Genomic DNA, 19,646 nt, shown 5'->3' with positions numbered 1-19,646 from the left:
GTCTGCGGCCTTAGAGAATTCAATGAAAAACTACGCCGCCGACACAGACGCTGACAGGGAACTTGAGGGCGAGGATTCCGACTTCAAGCCCCTGACCTCCGAGGAGGCTCAGGAGTGGCGCACGCGAAACCCGCAGATGTCTGTGTGGCGTTTCGTGGTGGTCCAGGCGGTGGTGGGCGTGCTGGTGGCACTGGTCGCATGGCTGGTGACGGGGCGCGCCGAGGTCGGATGGTCGGCTGCCTACGGTGCCTTGTCGGTGGTGTTGCCGGCAGCGCTGTTTGCGCGTGCCGTCGTACGAAAGAGGCCGGGCGGCGCTGCAGCCGCCATGGTGGGAATTTTTGGCTGGGAACTGGTGAAGCTGGTGCTGTGCATTGCCATGCTGGCGGCTGCACCCAAGCTGGTCCCGGGGCTGAGTTGGCTGGCGCTGCTGGCGGGCTTGGTAGTCGTCATGAAAACGTATTGGGTCGCGCTGATAGTGCGATCCAGTGTCCGAAAAACCGATTGATATTTGAAGAGAAGTTGACCGATGGCCGCAGACGCGCACGCACCTACTGCAAGTGAATACATCGTTCACCACCTGCAGCACCTCCAGAACATCAAGCAAAAGTCGATCATCGACTTTTCGGTCATCAACCTGGACTCGATCGTCGTCAGCGCCACGCTGGGCGTGCTGAGCCTGTTCGTGCTGTGGCTTGCCGCGCGCAAGGCCACATCGGGCGTTCCGGGGCGCTTCCAGGCGGCTGTAGAGCTGCTGGTCGAGATGGTGGACAACCAGGCCAAGGCCAACATCCACAACGCGCAAAGCCGCAAGTTCATCGCTCCCCTGGCACTGACCGTGTTCGTGTGGATCTTCATGATGAACGCCATGGACATGCTGCCGGTGGACCTGCTGCCGGTGCTGTGGCAGGGCTTCCAGGGTGACTCGCACGCCTACCTGCGCGTCGTTCCCACGGCTGACCTCTCGACCACGCTGGGCCTGTCCTCGGCCGTGCTGATCCTGTGCTTCTTCTACAGCATCAAGATCAAGGGCATGGGCGGCTGGGCCCACGAACTGGTGACTGCCCCGTTCGGCACCAGCAAGAATCCCGTGTTTGCACTGATCCTGGGTGTCGTGAACCTGGCCATGCAAATCATTGAATATGTCGCCAAGACGGTTTCGCATGGCATGCGACTGTTCGGCAACATGTACGCTGGTGAGTTGGTGTTCTGTCTGATCGCTCTGATGGGCGGTGCGGCTGCCATGTCGCTTTCCGGTGTGTTGCTCCCCTTGGGGCACATCATTGCAGGCTCTATCTGGGCGATCTTCCACATTCTGATCATCACCCTGCAGGCCTTCATTTTCATGATGCTGACGCTGATCTATCTCGGCCAGGCGCATGAAGCCCACTGACCATTTCCTTTCCCTCTCAACCTTTCTCTTTCTTTAATCTCAGGAGTCATCATGGAAAACATTCTCGGTCTCGTCGCTCTGGCTTGTGGTCTGATCGTTGGTCTGGGCGCTATCGGCGCTTCGATCGGTATCGCCCTGATGGGTGGCAAGTTCCTGGAATCGTCGGCACGTCAGCCTGAGCTGATCAACGAACTGCAAACCAAGATGTTCATCTTGGCCGGTCTGATCGACGCTGCCTTCCTGATCGGTGTGGCCATCGCTCTGCTGTTCGCTTTCGCCAACCCCTTCGTCCTGGCCTAAGCTCCGATCAACGCCCTAGATAGAAAGGTGTTGCCGTGAGTATCAACGCGACCCTGTTCGTCCAGGCCATCGTTTTCCTGATCCTGGTGCTGTTCACGATGAAGTTCGTGTGGCCCCCGATCGCGAAGGCGCTGGATGAACGAGCTCTGAAAATCGCCGATGGCCTCGCTGCTGCCGACAAGGCCAAGACCGACCTGGCCGCTGCCAACAAGCGCGTCGAGCAGGAACTGGCCCAGACGCGCAACGAAACGGCATCGCGGCTTGCGGACGCCGAACGCCGTGCCCAGGCCATCATCGAAGAAGCCAAGGCCCGTGCCTCCGAAGAAGGCAACAAGATTGTTGCTGCTGCTCGCGCCGAGGCCGAGCAGCAGACAATCCAGGCCCGTGAAGCCCTGCGCGAGCAAGTGGCTGCGCTGGCCGTCAAGGGCGCCGAGCAGATCCTGCGCAAGGAAGTGGATGCCGGCGTCCATGCCGACCTGCTGAACCGCCTGAAGACCGAGCTGTAAGGAAGAGCAAACATGGCAGAACTCGCCACCATTGCCCGTCCTTACGCAGATGCCCTGTTCAAGGCCAGCACCCAGCAGGGTGCTGACCTGTCCGGCACTGTTGCCTGGGCGGAGGAATTGGCGGCGATTGCCGCCAATCCGCAATTGCGCCAGCTGGCCGACGACCCCAAGGTGACCGACGAACAACTGTTCGACGTCATCAGCGGCGTGGCCGGCTCGGCATTGCCCGATGCCGCACGCAACTTTCTGCGCGTCATCATTGAAAACGGCCGACTGCAAGCCCTGCCAGAAGTGGCGGCCCAGTTTCGCAGCCTCGTGAACCGCGCCGGTGGCTCGTCCGACGCCGTGGTTCAAAGCGCATTCCCCATAGATGCTGCCGCACTGGCCGCACTCGGGACTTCGCTGGAGAAGCGTTTCGGCCGAAAGCTGAACCTGTCGGTGCAGCAAGATCAGTCCCTGATCGGTGGCATCCGCGTCGTGGTGGGTGATGAAGTTCTTGACACCTCCGTCAAGGCCCGCCTGGAACAAATGAAAGCGGCCCTCATTGCGTAACAACGCGACTGAGGTCTCGGCTAACCAAAGCTAAAGAAGGAAAGAGTCATGCAACTCAATCCCGCAGAAATTTCTGAACTGATCAAGAGCCGCATCGAGGGTCTGGCTGGCAGCAGCGACATCCGTAACGAAGGCACCGTGGTTTCGGTGACCGACGGTATCGTGCGCGTGCACGGCCTGTCGGACGTGATGCAAGGCGAAATGCTGGAATTCCCCGCAGGCAAGGACGGCCAGCCCTCCTTCGGCCTGGCGCTGAACCTCGAGCGCGACTCCGTCGGCGCCGTGATTCTGGGCGAGTACGAGCACATCTCCGAAGGCGACACCGTCAAGTGCACGGGCCGCATTCTGGAAGTGCCCGTCGGCCCCGAACTCATCGGCCGCGTGGTCAACGCCCTGGGTCAGCCCATCGACGGCAAGGGCCCGATCAACGCCAAGATGACGGACGTGATCGAGAAGGTCGCTCCTGGCGTGATCGCACGCCAGTCCGTGGACCAGCCCCTGCAGACCGGCATCAAGTCCATCGACTCGATGGTGCCCGTCGGCCGTGGCCAGCGCGAACTGATCATCGGCGACCGCCAGACCGGCAAGACCGCCGTGGCCATCGACGCCATCATCAACCAGAAGGGTCAGGGCGTTACCTGCATCTACGTTGCGATCGGCCAGAAGGCTTCCTCGATCAAGAACGTGGTGCGTGCCCTGGAGCAGGCCGGCGCGATGGAATACACCATCGTCGTGGCTGCCACCGCTTCCGAATCCGCTGCCATGCAGTACGTGTCGGCCTACTCGGGCTGCACGATGGGCGAGTACTTCCGCGACCGCGGCGAAGACGCGTTGATCGTCTATGACGACCTGTCCAAGCAGGCCGTGGCCTACCGCCAGGTTTCGCTGCTGCTGCGCCGTCCCCCGGGCCGTGAAGCCTTCCCCGGCGACGTGTTCTATCTCCACAGCCGCCTGCTCGAGCGCGCAGCCCGCGTGAATGCCGACTATGTCGAAGCCTTCACCAAGGGTGAAGTCAAGGGCAAGACGGGTTCGCTGACGGCTCTGCCCATCATCGAAACCCAGGCGGGTGACGTGTCGGCCTTCGTGCCCACTAACGTGATCTCGATCACGGACGGCCAGATCTTCCTGGAAACCAGCCTGTTCAACGCCGGTATCCGCCCCGCCATCAACGCCGGTATCTCGGTGTCGCGCGTCGGTGGTGCTGCACAGACCAAGCTGGTCAAGGGCCAGTCCGGCGGTATCCGTACCGACCTGGCGCAATACCGTGAGCTGGCTGCCTTCGCGCAGTTCGCCTCCGACCTGGACGAAGCCACCCGCAAGCAGCTCGACCGCGGTGCCCGCGTGACCGAACTGCTCAAGCAGGCCCAGTACAGCCCCCTGTCCACCGCCCTGATGGGCGCTTCGCTGTTCGCAGTGAACAAGGGCTACATGGACGATATCCAGGTCAAGCAAGTGCTGGCTTTCGAGTCTGGTCTGCACCAGTTCCTGAAGACCAGCCACGGCGCCCTGATCGACAAGCTGAACGCTTCCAAGGCCATGGACAAGGATTCCGAAGCCGAATTGAACGCCGCCATCGTTGCGTTCAAGAAGTCGTTCGCTTAAACCGGACGAGGAGCCATCATGGCAGCAGGTAAGGAAATTCGCGGCAAGATCAAATCGGTGGAAAACACCAAGAAGATCACCAAAGCCATGGAAATGGTGGCCGCATCCAAGATGCGCAAGGCGCAGGAACGGATGCTGGCTGCACGCCCGTACAGCGAAAAGATCCGCAACATTGCAGTCCATCTTGGCCAAGCCAACCCCGAGTACGTGCACCCGTTCATGCAAGTGAACGGTGATGCCAAGACTGCCGGCGTCATCGTTGTGACGACGGACAAGGGGTTGTGCGGCGGCATGAACACCAACGTGTTGCGTGCTGTCACGGCCAAGCTGCGGGAGCTGCAGGATCAAGGCGTGTCGGCAGAAGCGGTGGCCATTGGCAACAAGGGTCTGGGCTTTCTGAACCGTGTCGGCGCCAAGGTGGTTTCGCACGCGACGGGTCTGGGCGATACGCCCCATCTGGAAAAGCTGATCGGCCCTGTGAAGGTGCTGCTCGATGCGTACGCAGCGGGCAAGCTGAGCGCGGTGTACCTGAGCTACACCAAGTTCATCAACACCATGAAGCAGGAATCGGTGGTGGAGCAGTTGCTGCCCCTGTCGTCCGAGAGCATGCAGGCCGAGAAGACGTCTGGCCATAGCTGGGACTACATCTACGAACCCGATGCGCAGTCCGTGATCGACGAGCTGCTCGTGCGTTACGCGGAGTCCCTGGTCTACCAAGCGGTTGCAGAAAACATGGCGTCCGAGCAATCGGCGCGCATGGTGGCCATGAAGGCCGCGACCGACAACGCCGGCAACGTCATCAGCGAGTTGAAGCTCGTCTACAACAAGACGCGTCAGGCAGCCATCACGACCGAACTGTCGGAAATCGTGGCTGGCGCCGCTGCGGTGTAAACGGCTTTAACAGACAAACTAATTGGAGCAAAAAATGGCTCAAGTGCAAGGCAAGATTGTTCAATGTATTGGCGCTGTGGTGGACGTCGAGTTCCCCCGCAACGCAATGCCCAAGGTGTTCGATGCCCTGAAGCTCGACGGCTCGGCCCTGACGCTGGAAGTGCAGCAACTGCTGGGTGACGGCGTTGTGCGTACCATCGCCCTGGGCTCGTCCGACGGTCTGCGTCGTGGCCTGATGGTGTCCAACACCGGCAACCCCATCACCGTGCCCGTGGGCAAGGCGACGCTGGGTCGCATCATGGACGTGCTGGGCAACCCCATCGACGAACGCGGTCCCGTGGATCAGGCCCTGACGGCCCCCATCCACCGCAAGGCACCGGCTTATGACGAGCTGTCGCCTTCGCAGGAACTGCTGGAAACCGGCATCAAGGTGATCGACCTGATCTCTCCCTTCGCCAAGGGCGGCAAGGTGGGTCTGTTCGGTGGCGCCGGCGTGGGCAAGACCGTGAACATGATGGAACTCATCAACAACATCGCCAAGGGCCACGGTGGTCTGTCGGTGTTTGCCGGTGTGGGTGAACGTACCCGTGAAGGCAATGACTTCTATCACGAAATGTCGGACGCCGGCGTGGTCAACCAGGAGTCGCTGAACGACTCCAAGGTCGCCATGGTCTACGGCCAGATGAACGAACCCCCGGGCAACCGTCTGCGCGTGGCGCTGACCGGCCTGACCATGGCCGAAGCCTTCCGTGACGAAGGCAAGGACGTGCTGTTCTTCGTGGACAACATCTACCGCTACACGCTGGCCGGTACCGAAGTGTCCGCTCTGCTGGGCCGCATGCCTTCCGCCGTGGGCTACCAGCCCACGCTGGCCGAGGAAATGGGCCGCCTGCAAGAGCGCATCACCTCGACCAAGGTCGGTTCGATCACTTCCATCCAGGCCGTTTACGTGCCTGCCGATGACTTGACCGACCCCTCGCCTGCTACGACGTTCGCCCACTTGGACTCCACCGTGGTGCTGTCGCGTGACATCGCTTCGCTGGGTATCTACCCCGCTGTCGACCCGCTGGACTCCACCAGCCGCCAGCTGGACCCCCAGGTCGTGGGTGAAGAGCACTACAAGGTGGCCCGCGAAGTGCAGGGCACGCTGCAGCGCTACAAGGAACTGCGCGACATCATCGCCATTCTGGGCATGGACGAGCTGGCTCCCGAAGACAAGCTGACCGTGGCCCGCGCCCGCAAGATCCAGCGTTTCCTGTCGCAGCCTTTCCACGTGGCCGAAGTGTTCACTGGCGCTCCCGGCAAGTACGTGTCGCTGGCTGAAACCATCCGTGGTTTCAAGATGATCTGCGCCGGCGAGTGCGATCACCTGCCCGAGCAGGCCTTCTACATGGTTGGCACCATCGACGAAGCCTTCGAGAAGGCCAAGAAGCTGGCGGCTTGAGCCTGCGGCACCCCCTGAGCGACTGCGTCGCCTCCCCCTCTCTACCCGCTTCGCGGGGGAGGGGGACGACACCCTCGCCGAGGGGCGGCCCTTGCTCGGTGTCCCCGATCTGGGCCCTGCCGGTTCCAAGTTCCAGTCCTACCTTTTCTGAGGAGCAAAGATGAACACCATCCACGTTGATGTGGTCAGTGCCGAAGAGTCCATCTTCTCCGGTGAAGCGCGCTTTGTCGCCCTGCCCGGTGAATCCGGCGAACTGGGCATTTTTCCCCGCCACACTCCGCTGATCACGCGCATCAAGCCCGGCTCGGTGCGTATCGAGATGGCTGACGGCAGCGAAGAGTTCGTCTTCGTGGCCGGCGGCATCCTGGAAGTGCAGCCCAACTGCGTGACCGTGCTGTCCGACACCGCCATCCGCGGTGCCGACCTGGACGCCGAGAAGGCCGAGAAGGCCAAGCTCGAAGCCGAGGAAGCGCTGAAGAACGCCAAGAGCGAAGTCGATCTGGCGCGTGCCCAGTCCGAGCTGGCCGTCATGGCCGCCCAGATCGCGGCCCTGCGCAAGTTCCGCCAAAAGCGCTGAGCCCTCCCGGGACCAGCCGCAAAAAAGCCGCCCTCGGGCGGCTTTTTTCATGGTGCGAAGGCGTCTCAGTCGCCGCAGCGGGCCTGGTAGACGTAGGTCACTGCGTTGTCCTTGGGGTCGACCGTGCGCGACTTGTGCGTCACGGCCTTGGCTGGCACGGGGCACAGCGCGCGGATCTGCTGCTCGCATCGCTTGGGGTCGTCCTCGCGCAGCTTGCAGCTGAGCACATAGTCGTACTCTTGCGAGTCATCGAGGACGGGGCTTGCGCAGGCGCTCAGGGCCAGCACGGCGGCCAGCAGGCCCAGGCGGGCCAGGGTATTCTTCATGGTGTGGATGCTCCTTGATGAAATGGCGTGACGCTATCACAGCCTCCGTGCCCGCGATAGCTCGATGAAGAGGGCGCTCGGTCTGAGGGTCGTTTTGCCTCAGTGCCGCTGTATCACGACGGTATCGGGAAGATTGTCGCCACCTTCGTGCACAGGCTGCAACGGGTCGCGCGGGAAGTTGGTTTCCAGCAGCAGGCTCACGCGCTCGAGCGCCGCCGTCATGCCCATGGCATAGTGGCCGCCCTGGAAAGCGGCCTGCATGTCACTGATCAGCGTCTGCCACTGCTGCGCAGGCAGGGTGCGCGCCAGGGCGCGGTCGGCGACGATCTCGATGGCGTGGTCGGCCAGCAGCAGATAGATCAGGGCGCCGTTGTTGTGCTCGGTATCCCAGACGCGCAGCTTGCCGAACAGCGTGATGGCGCGCTCGCGCGGCGTGGCATCGCGCCAGATGTAGCTGGGCGGCAGGCCGGGCTCGACGCAGATACGGATCTGTCCTGTATGGCGCTGCTCGCTCATGGTGATCAGGCGCTCCAGCTCCGCCAGGGTCTCGGGTGGGAGTGCACGCCGCAGCTGCCCTTCGGCCCAATGGTGGCGCAGCAGCCGGACCAGACGCTGAACAAAGCCTGTGATTGCAGCCGCCATCTCACCAACTCCCCGAGGCGCCGCCGCCCCCAAAACTGCCGCCTCCCCCGGAGCTGAAGCCTCCGCCGCCACTGCTTCGTCCGCCGCCTCCGCCAAAACCACCGCCGTAGCCACCCCCTCCGCCCCATCCACCGCCACCCCTGCCGGAGCGGCCGCTGCCCAGCAAGGTGAACAGCAGAGCGACGATGCCCGCTCCGCCAGCCACCAGCAGACTGGTGGTCACCACATAGGCGGCAATGCCGGCGCCTGTGCCTGCCAGCACCGAGGCCAGGGGCCGGCCCAGCATCGAGCGCAGGATGGGGCCCGCGATGACCACACCGAAAAAGAAGAACAGCATCAGGTCTTCCATGTCGAAGCCACGGTCCGGGCTTTTGGAGGAAGGGGCATTGGGGGAGGGGGCCGGCAGCTGCTCGCCCGCAATGCGTGCCGCCACCTGGTCCAGCGCAGCGGCAATGCCGCCTGCATAGTCGCCCTGGCGAAAGCGCGGGGTCATCTGCTGGTCGATGATGCGAGCGGCCGCCAGGTCGGGGATGGCGCCTTCCAGCGCGCGGGCCACTTCCAGCCGCATGCGCCTGTCGTTCTTGGCAATCACCATCAACAGCCCGTCGCCCACGTCGCGGCGGCCTATCTTCCAGTCGCTGGCCACGCGCCAGGCATAGGCGGCGATGTCCTCGGGCGCCGTGGTGGCCACCATCAGCACAACGACCTGCGAGCCCGACTTCTGTTCAATGCTGCGCAGCCTGTCTTCAATGGCCCGTGCCTCGTCGGGCGACAGCGTGCCCGTCTGGTCGATGAGCCGGGCCGTCAGCGGGGGGACGGGTTGCGGAGCCTGCGCCAGCGCGCTGCCTGGCAGCAACAACGCTGCCAGGAGCAGGGCGCAAAGCATGCGCCAGAGCGGCGCCAGGGATGTGGTCACGGTTTACTTGTTGCCGAAGTCCACCGTGGGCGGGCGAGAGATTTCGGCCTCGTTCTGCACGCTGAAGGTGGGCTTGGGCTCATAGCTGAAGACCTTGGCTGTCAGATTGGTCGGAAAGCTGCGCGCCAGCACGTTGTAGGACTGCACGGCCTGGATGTACTGGTTGCGCGCCACGGTGATGCGGTTCTCCGTGCCCTCCAGCGTGACGCGCAGGTCACGGAAGCCCTGATTGGCCTGCAACTGGGGGTAGCGCTCGGCCACCACCATCAGCCGGGACAGCGCACTGGACAGCTCACCCTGCGCCTGCTGGAACTTGTTGAAAGCCTCGGGGTTGTTGACCAGCTCGGGCGTGGCCTGGATGGAGGTGGCCTTGGCGCGCGCCTCCACCACCTTGGTCAGGGTCTCCTGCTCGAAATTGGCCTCGCCCTTGACCGAGGCCACGATGTTGGGCACCAGGTCGGCACGGCGCTGGTACTGGTTGAGCACCTCGCTCCAGGCCGACTTGGTCTGTTCGTCAAGGCGCTGGAAATCGTTGTAGCCGCAGCCGGTCAGTACCAGAACGGTGGCAAGTGTGGCGATTAGACGTTTCATGAGATGACAACCTGAAAGCGACAATGGAGGACAGTATCGTGCACGATGCTGCGCATCGCTGGCGATTGTGCTGCGCACCTGGCCCGCCGCCCTGTAGGGCAAAGGCCATTCGCAGCGACTGGGACAAGGACTGCAAACGGGCTCTATGCATCAATTCAACGCGGCGCGCTGGCTGCCCGGTGGCCACGCACAGACCATCTGGCCGGCGCTGTTCGCGCACCGTCGGCCGGCCGGCCATGCGGCACCCCGGTGGCGGTGGGAGCGCTGGGATACTCCGGATGGCGACTTCATCGATGTCGCCTTCGGCAGTGCTCCCACCCCGCCTGCCGATGCGCCATGGCTGGTGCTTTTCCATGGCCTTGAAGGCTCGGCGAACAGCCACTATGCCCAGGCCATGGCCTGTGTGGCCGAACAGCGCGGCTGGCACATGGCCGTGCCGCACTTTCGCGGCTGCAGCGGCGAGGTCAACCGGGCGCCGCGCGCCTATCACTCGGGCGATGTGCAGGAGGTGGACTGGATACTGCGCCGCCTGCGCGAGCGGTCTTCTCGCCCGCTGCATGCGGTCGGTGTCTCCCTGGGCGGCAATGCGCTGGCACGCTGGGCGGGCGTGCAGGCGGACAAGGCTGCCGAGGTGGTGCAGGCCCTGGCGGCGGTGAGTGCGCCGCTGGACCTGGCCGCCGGGGGAACGGCGCTGGGGAAAGGGCTGAACCGCAGGATCTACACGCGCATGTTCCTGCGCACCCTGGTGCCCAAGGCGCTGCTCAAGTGGGCGCAGTTTCCCGGTCTCTTCGATCGTGATGCCGTGCTGCGTGCGCGTGATTTGAGAGAGTTTGACGATGCGTTCACGGCGCCGGTCCACGGCTTTCGTGATGCGCAGGACTATTGGCATCGGGCGGCGGCCAAACCGCTGCTGGGCAGCATTGCCGTGCCTGCACTGCTGCTCAATGCGCTGGACGATCCCTTTGTCCCTTCGTACAGCCTGCCGGCGCCAGGCGAAGTCGGCCCGCGGGTTACGCTGTGGCATCCGCCGCACGGCGGTCATGTGGGTTTTGCACAGGGGCGTTGGCCGGGACATGTACTGGCCATGCCGCAGGCCGTCACGCAGTGGCTGGCGCACAGCGAAAAAGGATGAATGCAATGGACGATATCGTGAAGCAGGCCATGGCCAAATGGCCCCATGTGCCTGCCTGCAGCGGCTGGCTGGGGCTGGACGAGCGCGGGCGCTGGTATCTGCGCGATGAACAGGCCCAGGCCAGCGGCGCTTTCGACAGCGCAATCCCGGGAGCCAAGGGCGCGGAGGTGCGCAACGAAAAGCTGGCGGACTTCATCGCCCGCAACTACCTGGCCGAGCCCGATGGTCGATGGTTCTTCCAGAACGGTCCCCAGCGCGTGTATGTGGAGCTGGAGAATGCTCCCTGGATATGGCGGTTGCGCTGGGATGGCGAGGGCCTGCAGATGCACAGCCATACAGGAGCCGAACTGGATGCCGGGGCCATCACCGACGCGCTGATGGACGAGACGGGGCGCCTGTACCTGGCGACGCCTTCCGGCCTGGGCCTGGTCCATACGCAGGACATGATCGATGCCGCGGCTGCGCTGGAGGCGGGCGCGTTGCCGGCCTGTGAAGAGGTGCGGGCCGAGGCGTTGCCGCAGCGCTACGGTTTCGTGCGCAGTCCTGCGCGGGCATGAAAAAACCGGCCGAAGCCGGTTGGTTCCAGAAGTCCCGCGTGTTGCTCAATTGGCGGAGGCTGCTGCGCCTTCTGCCGCGGCGCCTTCTGCGGCAGGGGCCTTGGGTTCTTCGAACTTGCCGCCCGCCGCGTTGGCCATGTAGACCACGCCGCGTGCAATTTCGGTGTCGTTGAAGTCGCCGCCACCCTGAGGGGCCATGGCGCCCTTGCCCTTGAGTGCCGAGTGCACCAGGCCTTCCAGTCCCTGCGCAAGGCGAGGGCCCCAGGCCGCAGCATCCTCGAACTTGGGTGCTCCTGCAGCGCCCGTGGCGTGGCAAGCGGCGCACTGGCCCTTGTAGACCTCTTCGCCCGCGCGCAGGGGGCGGTTGGCATCACGGATCTCCACAAGGCCGATCTTCTGCAGGCGCTGAGCCTTGGCCATTTCGGTCTGGGAAGCGCCGGCACCGGACTTGTCGGCCGAACTCACGTACTGCACGAGGCCGATGATCACGAACACCGGAACCACGAACGAGAAAAACACCGCTATCAGCAGTTGCCTGGGATTCTTGATCGGGCCCGTATGGGCTTCTTCGGTGTGGGTTGCGCTCATGAAGTCCTCTTGTGTTGTGGGGGCGTGAGTCAACAACAAATTATATCGACGGCCCTCTTGCAGACACTGCGCGCAGACCCGGGTTGACCTGGGACGCACATATGCCATGAGATGGATCAAGCAATTGGCAAATGCTTGCCGCACTGAATGACAAAGAGGCGTTCACCTTGCGGTGAACGCCTCTTTGCGGTTGGCGCGGCAGATGCGGTTATTGCTGCGTGGGAGTTCGCGTGGTTGCAGCCGCTGTCGCCGTCCTGTCGGTCCAGCCGCCGCCCAGAGCCTTGTACAGCTCGATCTGATTGAGCAGTTGCGCCAGGCGCACGCTCACGGTGGATTGTTCCAGCGCGAACAGGGTGCGCTGTGCGTCCAGCAGGTCCAGGTAGCTGGCCACGCCGTTGCTGTAGCGCAGGTCGGACAGCTTCAGGCGTGCCTGCTCGGCTTCGAGCTGGGCGCGCTGGGCCATGATCTGGTCACGCAGCGTGCCTTGGCTGTCCAGTGCGTCGGAGACTTCGCGGAAGGCGCTCTGGATGGACTTCTCGTACTGCGCAATGGCCACTTCGCGATCGACCTTGGCCGCAGCCAGATTGGCCGAATTGCGGCCCGCATCGAAGATGGGCAGCAGGGCCGAGGGCGCCAGGGTGAAACCCCAGCTGCCGCTCTTGAACAGGCCCGACAGCTCGTTGCTGGCCGTGCCGAACTGCCCGGTCAACGTGATGCGCGGGAAGAAGGCCGCACGCGCCGCGCCGATGTTGGCATTGGCGCTGATCAGTTGCTGCTCGGCCTGGCGGATGTCGGGGCGCTGCGTGAGCAGGTCAGACGGCAGGCCGGCCGGCACTGCAGGCAGGTCGGCCGTGTCGCGCAGGCCCTGGCTGGAGCCCAGGCTGGCGACCACGTCCGCAGGCAGCGCCTGGCCCAGCAGCAGCACCAGGGCGTTCTCGTCCAGGGCACGCTGGCGCTGCTGCTGCGCCAGGGTGGCGCGCGCAGCTTCGGTCAGCGAGACGGCCTGGCGGTAGTCCAGCTCGGAGGCCACGCCCGTGTCGAAGCGCAGCTTGGTCAGCTTGATCGACTCTTCGCGGGTCTGCAGCGTGTCGCGCGAGATCTTCAGCAACTGCTCGTCGGCCAGCAGCGTGTACCAGCCGCTGGCCACGGCGGCCACCAGGCTGGTCTGCGCGGCGCGGCGCGCTTCCTCGGTGGCCAGGTACTGGGCCAGGGCCGCTTCCTTCAGGCTGCCGATGCGCCCGAAGAAGTCCAGCTCCCAGGAGGTCACGGCCAGGCCGACCTGGTAGCTGTTGACGTACTTGGTGCCGGAGCCCGTGGTATTCGGGGCGCGGCTGGCGTTGACGCCTGCACCGACCGTCGGGAACTGGTCGGCGCGCGTGATCCGGTACTGCGCCTGGGCGCGCTCGATATTGAGCGCGGCCACGCGCAGGTCGCGGTTGTTGTCCAGCGCGGTGCGCACCAGTTGCTGCAGGCGTGCGTCCTGGAAGAAATCCTGCCAGGGCAGCTGTGCGGCAGCCGTTCCGCCTTCTGCCGCAGCAGTGGCGTTCGCGCGGGTGTATTGGGCCGCGACCGGAGCGGCAGGGCGCTCGTAGGTGGGGATGAGCGAGCATCCCGCCAGGAGCACGGCGGTGGCGATGGCCACCGGGGTACTGCGATTAATCATGGCTCAAGGCCTCCTTGCCGGCCGGTGTGGACGGCGGGTTGTGCGTTTTGATCTTGCCCTTGAACAGCTTGCGCACCACGACGAAGAAGGTGGGCACGAACAGCACGGCCAGCACGGTGCCGGTGATCATGCCGCCGAGCACGCCGGTGCCGATGGCACGCTGGCTGGCGGAGCTGGCGCCGGAGGCGATCACCAGAGGCACCACGCCCAGGCCGAAGGCCAGCGAGGTCATGATGATGGGCCGGAACCGCAGGTGTGCGGCTTCCAGCGCGGCCTCGATCAGGCCCTTGCCTTCGGCCTGCAGGTCCTTGGCGAACTCCACGATCAGGATGGCGTTCTTTGCCGACAGGCCGATCACCGTCACCAGTCCGATCTGGAAGTACACGTCGTTGGAATAGTTGCGCAGCAAGGTGGCAAGCACCACGCCCAGCAGACCCAGCGGCACGACCAGAATCACCGACAGCGGAATCGACCAGCTCTCGTACAGAGCGGCCAGGCACAGGAACACGGCCAGGATGGCGAAGGCGTACAGGAAGATGGCTTGCGAGCCCGCCAGCTTTTCCTCACGCGACTGGCCGGTCCACTCGAAGCCGAAGCCTTCGGGCAGCTTGGCAGCCAGCTTTTCCATCTCGTCCATGGCATCGCCCGAGCTGAAGCCCGGAGCAGCCGAGCCTTCGATGCGCACGGCCGGGTAGCCGTTGTAGCGCACCGTCTGCTGCGCGCCCTTGACCCACTTGGTGGTCGCGAACGTGGACAGCGGCACCGGATCGCCCTTGGCATTGCGCGCGTTCAGGCGCAGCAGATCGTCGGGCTGCATGCGGGCCGGAGCGTCGGCCTGCACGATCACGCGCTGCAGACGACCCTGGTTGGGGAAGTCATTGACGTAGGACGAGCCCAGTGCCGTGGACAGCGCCGCATTGATCGAGGTGAAGTCCACGCCCAGTGCGTTGGCCTTGTCGCGGTCGATCTCGATGCGCAGCTGCGGCGCGTCTTCCAGGCCGTCGGGACGCACGCCGGCCAGCACCTTGCTCTGCCCGGCCATGCCCAGCAGCATGTTGCGCGCATTGATCAGCGCATCGTGGCCGTGGCCGGCACGATCCTGCAGGCGGAACGAGAAGCCCACGGCATTGCCCAGTTCGGGAATGGGCGGCGGGTTCACGGCGAACACGAAGGCGTCGCGTATGCCCGCCGTCATGCCCATGATGCGGCCCGTCATGGCATCCACCGTGGAGTCCGCTCCCTTGCGTTCGGACCAGTCCTTGAGCGGCACGAAGGCGAGGGCGGCGTTCTGGCCCTGGCCGGAGAAGCTGAAGCCCAGCACGCTGACCATGTTGGCCACTTCGGGCTGCGGCAGCACGGCCTCCTCGACCTGCTTCATGACTTCCAGCGTGCGCTCCTTGGCGGCGCCAGGAGGCAGTTGCACGTTGACGATGAAGTAGCCCTGGTCCTCGGTCGGCAGGAACGAGGTCGGCAGGCCACGGAACACCACCACGGCACCGGCGATCACGGCCAGGTACACGCCGATCATCAGCACCGAGCGCTTGAGCAGGCGAGCCACCCAGCCTTCATAGGACTTGGCCGAGCGTGCGAACGTGCGGTTGAACCAGCCGAAGAAGCCTTTCTTCTCGTGGTTGTGGCCGGCCTCCACGGGCTTGAGCAGCGTTGCGCACAGAGCCGGTGTCAGCGTCAGCGCCATGAAGGCCGAGAAGCTGATGGAGGCGACCATCACGATGGAGAACTGCCGGTAGATATTGCCGGTGGACCCCGCGAAGAAAGCCAGCGGTATGAACACCGCGATCAGCACCAGCGTAATGCCCACGATGGCGCCCGAGATCTGGCCCATGGCCTTGATCGCGGCCTCGCGCGGCGGCAGGCCTTCCTCGCTCATGATGCGCTCGACGTTCTCCACGACCACGATGGCGTCGTCCACCACGATGCCGATGACCAGCACCATGCCGAACATGGCCAGCACGTTGATCGAGAAGCCCACGGCCTGCATGACCGCGAAGGTGCCCAGCAGTGCAATGGGCACCACGATGGTCGGGATCAGCGTGTAGCGCCAGTTCTGCAGGAACAGGTACATCACCAGGAACACCAGCACGATGGCTTCCAGCAGCGTGTGGGCCACCTTCTCGATGGAGATGCTCACGAATTTGGAGCTGTCGTAGGGAATGGAGTAATTCACGCCCTTGGGGAAGAACTTCTTCAGTTCCTCCATGCGTGCATGCACGGCCTTTGCTGTGGCCAGCGCATTGCCGCTGGGCGTCAGCTGCACGCCGATACCCACGGCATCCTTGCCGTTCAGGCGGGCGGAGGTCGCGTAGGCCTGGCCGCCGATCTCGATGGTGGCCACGTCCTTGAGTCGCACGGTGGAGCCATCGGCATTGGCGCGCAGCACGATGTTCTCGAACTGGCTGATCGAAGACAGCTGGCCCATCACCGTCACCGTGGCGGCGATCTTCTGGCCCGTGATGTTGGGCAGGTCGCCGATGGCGCCGCTGGCCACCTGGGCGTTCTGGCTGCGGATGGCGGCTGTCACGTCCTCGGCCGAGAGCTTGTAGCCCTGCAGCTTGGCGGGATCGAACCAGATGCGCATCGCCTTTTCCGTGCCGAACAGCTGTGCCTGGCCCACGCCTGCCACACGCTGGATTTCGGGAACGATGTTGCGCGAGGCATAGTCGCCCAGGGCCACCGTGTCATAGGCCTTGGCGTCCTCGGACGACAGCATGATGAACAGCAGGAAGTTGGACGACGCCTTGTCCACGCGAACGCCCTGCTGCGTCACCGAAGCAGGCAGGCGCGGCGTGGCGCGCGAGAGGCGGTTTTGCACGTCCACCTGCGCCAGGTCCACGTTGGTGCCGGCCTCGAAGCTGATGGTGATGCTGCCCGTGCCGTCGGCCTGGGCCACCGACTCCATGTAGACCAGACCGGGCGAGCCGTTCATCTCGCGCTCGATCACGGACAGCACGCTGTCTTCGAGCACCTTCGCGGACGCGCCTGGATAGGCGGTGTTGATGACGATGGCCGGAGGAGCCACCTTGGGGTATTGAGCGATCGGGAGCTTGGTCAGCGCGATACCACCGAGGACGATGATGAACAGCGCGACGACCCATGCAAAGATCGGTCTGTCGATAAAGAACTTGGCCATTGCTGAGCCCCTTGATTACTTCTTGTCTGCCTGGTCCGCAGGCTTGGCATCGGCTGCGGCTTGCGGGGCTGGCGCTGCCGTGCCGGCCGGCTTCTGGGCGCCTGCGGCCTCGGGCTGCCACGGTACGGGCTTGACCGGCGTGCCGGGTGGCAGCATCTGCAGCTTCTGGAAACCGTCGACCATCACCTTCTCGCCCGCCTGCAGGCCTTCGCTGACCAGCCATTGGTTGTTCTGGGCCGTGGTCACCTTCACTTGGCGCTTGGTGATCTTGCCGTCGTCGCTGACCACGCTCACGGTGTCGCCGGTCTCGGTGCGCGTCACCGCCTGCTGGGGCACGGCAATGGCGTTGGACGCCTGGGCCTGCTCCATGCGCACGCGCACATACATGCCGGGCAGCAGCAATCCCTTGGGATTGGGCACCTCGGCACGCAGCGTGACCTGGCCGGTGGAGCTGTCCACGGTCAGGTCGGTGAACAGCAGCTTGCCCTTGAGTTCGTAGGCCGTGCCATCGTCCAGGCGCACCTCGACGCTGGCGGCTTCGGCGCCATCGGCCTTCTTGAGCTTGCCCTGCTCCATCGCGCGGCGCAGCCGGAAGGCTTCGCTGGACGACTGGGTGAAATTCACATAGACCGGATTGATCTGCTGGACCACGGCCAGCGGGGTCGCCTCGCCCTGGCCGACCAGCGCGCCTTCGGTCACCAGAGACTGGCCGATGCGGCCAGAAATGGGGGCGGTGACGCTGGTATAGCCAAGATTGATCTCGGCGGTCCGCACGGAGGCCTTGCCGGCCGCGACGTCAGCCTGGGCCTGCTTGTAGGCGGCCTCTGCATTGACGAAGTCCTGCTTGCTGATCGCGTTGGCGGCAACCAGCGGGCGGTAGCGTTCCAGTTGCGCCAGTGCCTGGGCCTGGTTGGCCTCGGCACGGGCCTGCGTGGCCTTGGCACTTTGCAGCGTCGCCTGGTAGGGCGCCGGATCGATGCGGTACAGCACCTGGCCGGCCTTCACGTCGCTGCCTTCCTTGAACAGGCGCTCCTGCACGATGCCGGCGCTGCGGGCCCGGATCTGGGCCACGCGGCGCGCGTCCACGCGGCCGGGCAACTCGGTCACAAGTCCCACATCGGCGGGGGTGGCCACCACCACACCTACAGGGACGGCGGGCATCTGCTGCTGTGCGGCAGCTTGTTCTTCGGGCTTTTTCCCGCAGGCGGCCATGGCCATTGCGGCGGTGACGGCCAGGGCCACGGTGGTGAGGCGCAGACTGTTGTAAGGGGACGGAGCGGCTGACACATTGCTGCGTGTGCTGGGCATGATGGGTCCTTGTGCTGAATCAAATAACGATGTTGACGTTCCGGTCAGCGCTATCCGGAACGCCCGTGTCCACGGGCAAGTCGCGGATTATACATACATACATGAATGTATAATGACCGCAGTTGCTGCAAGGCGGCGCGAAGCATGGCGTAGCGTGGCATGGCCGGGCTCAACGATGGAAGGAAATACATCTTGGCACGACGAACGAAAGAAGATGCGTTTGCAACGCGCAACAGTCTGCTGGACGCTGCGGAGCAAGTGTTCTACGAGCAGGGTGTCGCCCGGGCCTCGCTCAACGAGATTGCCCAGCGAGCCGGCGCCACGCGCGGTGCGGTCTACTGGCATTTCAAGGACAAGCTGGATCTCTTCTATGCCATGCTGGATCGCGTCACGCTCCCGCTGGAGCAGGCCGCTCAGGGCGACTGCGAAGATGACTCCGAATGCGATGCGCTGGAATATGTGCGGCGCCTGATGGCGGTGGTCTTCGGGCGCATTGCGGATGACGACAGCACGCGGCGCGTCTTCGAGATCCTGTTGCTCAAGGTGGAGTACGTGGGCGAACTCATGCCGGTGCAGGAGCGCAATCGTGCGGCACTGGACTCCTTTTCGTCCCGGCTGGAGCTGGCGCTGTGTGCCGCCGCCGAAAGCCATGCGGTCACCATGCCCATGTCGGCGCACCAGGCATCGATCGCACTGTGCGCCATGTTTGACGGGCTGCTGCAGAGCTGGCTGCTGGGGCGGGCTTTCGATCTCAAGCAAGTGGGCGCCCAGGCGGTGGATGTCTGCCTGCGCGGGCTGGGCTTCACGGTTTCGGAGGCTCCTGCCCAATGAGCGGGCGGGGTCGCAGGGCTTGTACGCGGTAGTGCAAAGTCATGCGACAATCATCGGCTTGTGCAGGGCAGCGATGCCTTGAGCGGCTGTAGCTCAGTGGATAGAGTATTGGCCTCCGAAGCCAAGGGTCGTGGGTTCGATCCCCGCCAGCCGCGCCACATTTTTCTTGGATCGCCTAGGTGGCCTGAGAAAAAAATGCACTGAATTTTTTCAGACGAAAAAAACGGTGCTAGAATTCAAATCTCTTCGGAGGGGTGCCCGAGTGGCTAAAGGGGGCAGACTGTAAATCTGTTGGCTTACGCCTACACTGGTTCGAATCCAGTCCCCTCCACCAGTAATGGTGAAGAAGAGAAGTCATCTGAAAAGGTGGCAGCGTGCAGTCAATCTGTGCGGGAGTAGTTCAATGGTAGAACCCTAGCCTTCCAAGCTAATGACGCGGGTTCGATTCCCGTCTCCCGCTCCAGTTTGCAAGCAAAGTTTTTTGAGGTTGCTTCGGCGGCTTCAAGGCCCATGTGGCTCAGTGGTAGAGCACTCCCTTGGTAAGGGAGAGGTCGGCAGTTCGATCCTGCCCATGGGCACCATTCTCTCTGGTGCGCTCGCTAGATGGGGTTGCGCCAAATCCTGTTGTAGTGATTTAGATTTTTTTCGGAGTCGGAAAAATGGCTAAAGAAAAATTCGAGCG

General features: G+C 63.9%; 19 protein-coding genes, 4 tRNA genes and 1 pseudogene. 16 read left to right on the top strand and 8 right to left on the bottom strand.

Features of this window, described 5'->3' with window-relative positions; genetic code table 11:
- Window positions 1-22: 22 nt before the first annotated feature.
- From ACF8ML_RS12315 to ACF8ML_RS12275, 9 genes are all read left to right on the top strand, one after another.
- On the top strand, window positions 23-505 hold the full coding sequence (locus ACF8ML_RS12315; RefSeq protein ID WP_016448498.1) for an ATP synthase subunit I: 483 nt from the start codon (window positions 23-25) through the stop codon (window positions 503-505).
- Window positions 506-526: 21 nt separating this feature from the next.
- Window positions 527-1,390 carry a F0F1 ATP synthase subunit A gene (gene atpB / locus ACF8ML_RS12310; protein WP_016448497.1) on the top strand — a complete coding sequence of 288 codons (864 nt, stop codon included), beginning with the start codon at window positions 527-529 and terminating at the stop codon, window positions 1,388-1,390.
- Between the two features lie 51 nt (window positions 1,391-1,441).
- A complete protein-coding gene (gene atpE, locus ACF8ML_RS12305) occupies window positions 1,442-1,690 on the top strand; it encodes a F0F1 ATP synthase subunit C (protein WP_011803767.1) in 249 nt (82 codons plus the stop codon).
- Window positions 1,691-1,725: 35 nt separating this feature from the next.
- The gene (locus ACF8ML_RS12300) at window positions 1,726-2,196 is read left to right on the top strand and encodes a F0F1 ATP synthase subunit B (RefSeq protein ID WP_016448496.1); all 471 of its coding nucleotides are present in this window, start codon (window positions 1,726-1,728) and stop codon (window positions 2,194-2,196) included.
- Between the two features lie 12 nt (window positions 2,197-2,208).
- Window positions 2,209-2,748 (top strand): F0F1 ATP synthase subunit delta, encoded by a 540-nt coding sequence (locus ACF8ML_RS12295; RefSeq protein WP_012202354.1) that lies wholly within the window; start codon window positions 2,209-2,211, stop codon window positions 2,746-2,748.
- Between the two features lie 48 nt (window positions 2,749-2,796).
- Window positions 2,797-4,350 carry a F0F1 ATP synthase subunit alpha gene (gene atpA / locus ACF8ML_RS12290; RefSeq protein ID WP_016448495.1) on the top strand — a complete coding sequence of 518 codons (1,554 nt, stop codon included), beginning with the start codon at window positions 2,797-2,799 and terminating at the stop codon, window positions 4,348-4,350.
- An 18-nt stretch (window positions 4,351-4,368) separates the two neighbouring features.
- Window positions 4,369-5,241, top strand: coding sequence for a F0F1 ATP synthase subunit gamma (gene atpG / locus ACF8ML_RS12285; RefSeq protein WP_012202356.1), 873 nt, complete (start codon window positions 4,369-4,371; stop codon window positions 5,239-5,241).
- Between the two features lie 34 nt (window positions 5,242-5,275).
- The gene (gene atpD / locus ACF8ML_RS12280) at window positions 5,276-6,685 is read left to right on the top strand and encodes a F0F1 ATP synthase subunit beta (protein ID WP_012202357.1); all 1,410 of its coding nucleotides are present in this window, start codon (window positions 5,276-5,278) and stop codon (window positions 6,683-6,685) included.
- Between the two features lie 160 nt (window positions 6,686-6,845).
- Window positions 6,846-7,262 (top strand): F0F1 ATP synthase subunit epsilon, encoded by a 417-nt coding sequence (locus ACF8ML_RS12275; protein WP_012202358.1) that lies wholly within the window; start codon window positions 6,846-6,848, stop codon window positions 7,260-7,262.
- A 65-nt stretch (window positions 7,263-7,327) separates the two neighbouring features.
- Here ACF8ML_RS12275 and ACF8ML_RS12270 read toward each other — a convergent pair whose 3' ends face one another.
- The 4 genes from ACF8ML_RS12270 to ACF8ML_RS12255 form a co-directional block, all read right to left on the bottom strand.
- Window positions 7,328-7,588: a hypothetical protein gene (locus ACF8ML_RS12270; RefSeq protein ID WP_016448494.1), complete on the bottom strand. Its 261-nt coding sequence runs from the start codon at window positions 7,586-7,588 to the stop codon at window positions 7,328-7,330.
- Window positions 7,589-7,687: 99 nt separating this feature from the next.
- Window positions 7,688-8,230: a TPM domain-containing protein gene (locus tag ACF8ML_RS12265; RefSeq protein WP_016448493.1), complete on the bottom strand. Its 543-nt coding sequence runs from the start codon at window positions 8,228-8,230 to the stop codon at window positions 7,688-7,690.
- Window position 8,231: 1 nt separating this feature from the next.
- Entirely contained in the window at window positions 8,232-9,116 is an 885-nt protein-coding gene (locus ACF8ML_RS12260) for a YgcG family protein (protein ID WP_016453560.1), read from the bottom strand.
- A 33-nt stretch (window positions 9,117-9,149) separates the two neighbouring features.
- A complete protein-coding gene (locus ACF8ML_RS12255; RefSeq protein WP_016448491.1) occupies window positions 9,150-9,737 on the bottom strand; it encodes a LemA family protein in 588 nt (195 codons plus the stop codon).
- A gap of 145 nt (window positions 9,738-9,882) precedes the next feature.
- On the opposite strand from ACF8ML_RS12255, the gene ACF8ML_RS12250 reads away from it, so the two are divergent.
- Window positions 9,883-10,869, top strand: a complete 987-nt coding sequence (locus tag ACF8ML_RS12250; protein WP_392407136.1) for a YheT family hydrolase — start codon at window positions 9,883-9,885, stop codon at window positions 10,867-10,869.
- Window positions 10,870-10,874: 5 nt separating this feature from the next.
- Complete coding sequence (locus tag ACF8ML_RS12245) at window positions 10,875-11,426, top strand: DUF2946 family protein (protein ID WP_047326978.1); 552 nt, start codon at window positions 10,875-10,877, stop codon at window positions 11,424-11,426.
- Between the two features lie 54 nt (window positions 11,427-11,480).
- Here ACF8ML_RS12245 and ACF8ML_RS12240 read toward each other — a convergent pair.
- The 4 genes and pseudogenes from ACF8ML_RS12240 to ACF8ML_RS12225 form a co-directional block, all read right to left on the bottom strand.
- Window positions 11,481-12,014: pseudogene (locus ACF8ML_RS12240) on the bottom strand (c-type cytochrome); the annotation flags it as partial.
- Window positions 12,015-12,222: 208 nt separating this feature from the next.
- Window positions 12,223-13,677 (bottom strand): efflux transporter outer membrane subunit, encoded by a 1,455-nt coding sequence (locus ACF8ML_RS12235; RefSeq protein WP_047326980.1) that lies wholly within the window; start codon window positions 13,675-13,677, stop codon window positions 12,223-12,225.
- Complete coding sequence (locus tag ACF8ML_RS12230) at window positions 13,670-16,825, bottom strand: efflux RND transporter permease subunit (protein WP_016448486.1); 3,156 nt, start codon at window positions 16,823-16,825, stop codon at window positions 13,670-13,672. The genes ACF8ML_RS12235 and ACF8ML_RS12230 overlap by 8 nt, the downstream gene beginning before the upstream one ends.
- 15 nt (window positions 16,826-16,840) lie before the next feature.
- A complete protein-coding gene (locus tag ACF8ML_RS12225; RefSeq protein WP_016448485.1) occupies window positions 16,841-18,133 on the bottom strand; it encodes an efflux RND transporter periplasmic adaptor subunit in 1,293 nt (430 codons plus the stop codon).
- A gap of 192 nt (window positions 18,134-18,325) precedes the next feature.
- On the opposite strand from ACF8ML_RS12225, the gene ACF8ML_RS12220 reads away from it, so the two are divergent.
- The 5 genes from ACF8ML_RS12220 to ACF8ML_RS12200 all read left to right on the top strand — a co-directional run bounded on the left by ACF8ML_RS12220 (window position 18,326) and on the right by ACF8ML_RS12200 (window position 19,545).
- Window positions 18,326-18,964 (top strand): TetR family transcriptional regulator, encoded by a 639-nt coding sequence (locus ACF8ML_RS12220; protein ID WP_026061988.1) that lies wholly within the window; start codon window positions 18,326-18,328, stop codon window positions 18,962-18,964.
- Window positions 18,965-19,046: 82 nt separating this feature from the next.
- Window positions 19,047-19,122, top strand: a tRNA-Arg gene (locus ACF8ML_RS12215).
- Between the two features lie 90 nt (window positions 19,123-19,212).
- Window positions 19,213-19,298: transfer RNA gene (locus tag ACF8ML_RS12210), tRNA-Tyr, on the top strand.
- Window positions 19,299-19,353: 55 nt separating this feature from the next.
- A tRNA-Gly gene (locus ACF8ML_RS12205) sits at window positions 19,354-19,427 on the top strand.
- 43 nt (window positions 19,428-19,470) lie between these two features.
- Window positions 19,471-19,545: transfer RNA gene (locus ACF8ML_RS12200), tRNA-Thr, on the top strand.
- The last annotated feature ends 101 nt before the right edge of the window (window positions 19,546-19,646 follow it).

The sequence above is a fragment of the Delftia sp. WSY_10 genome (assembly GCF_043104705.1).
GTDB classification, from domain to species: Bacteria; Pseudomonadota; Gammaproteobacteria; order Burkholderiales; family Burkholderiaceae_C; genus Comamonas; species Comamonas tsuruhatensis.
This window is presented reverse-complemented; position numbering and strand designations above follow the sequence as displayed.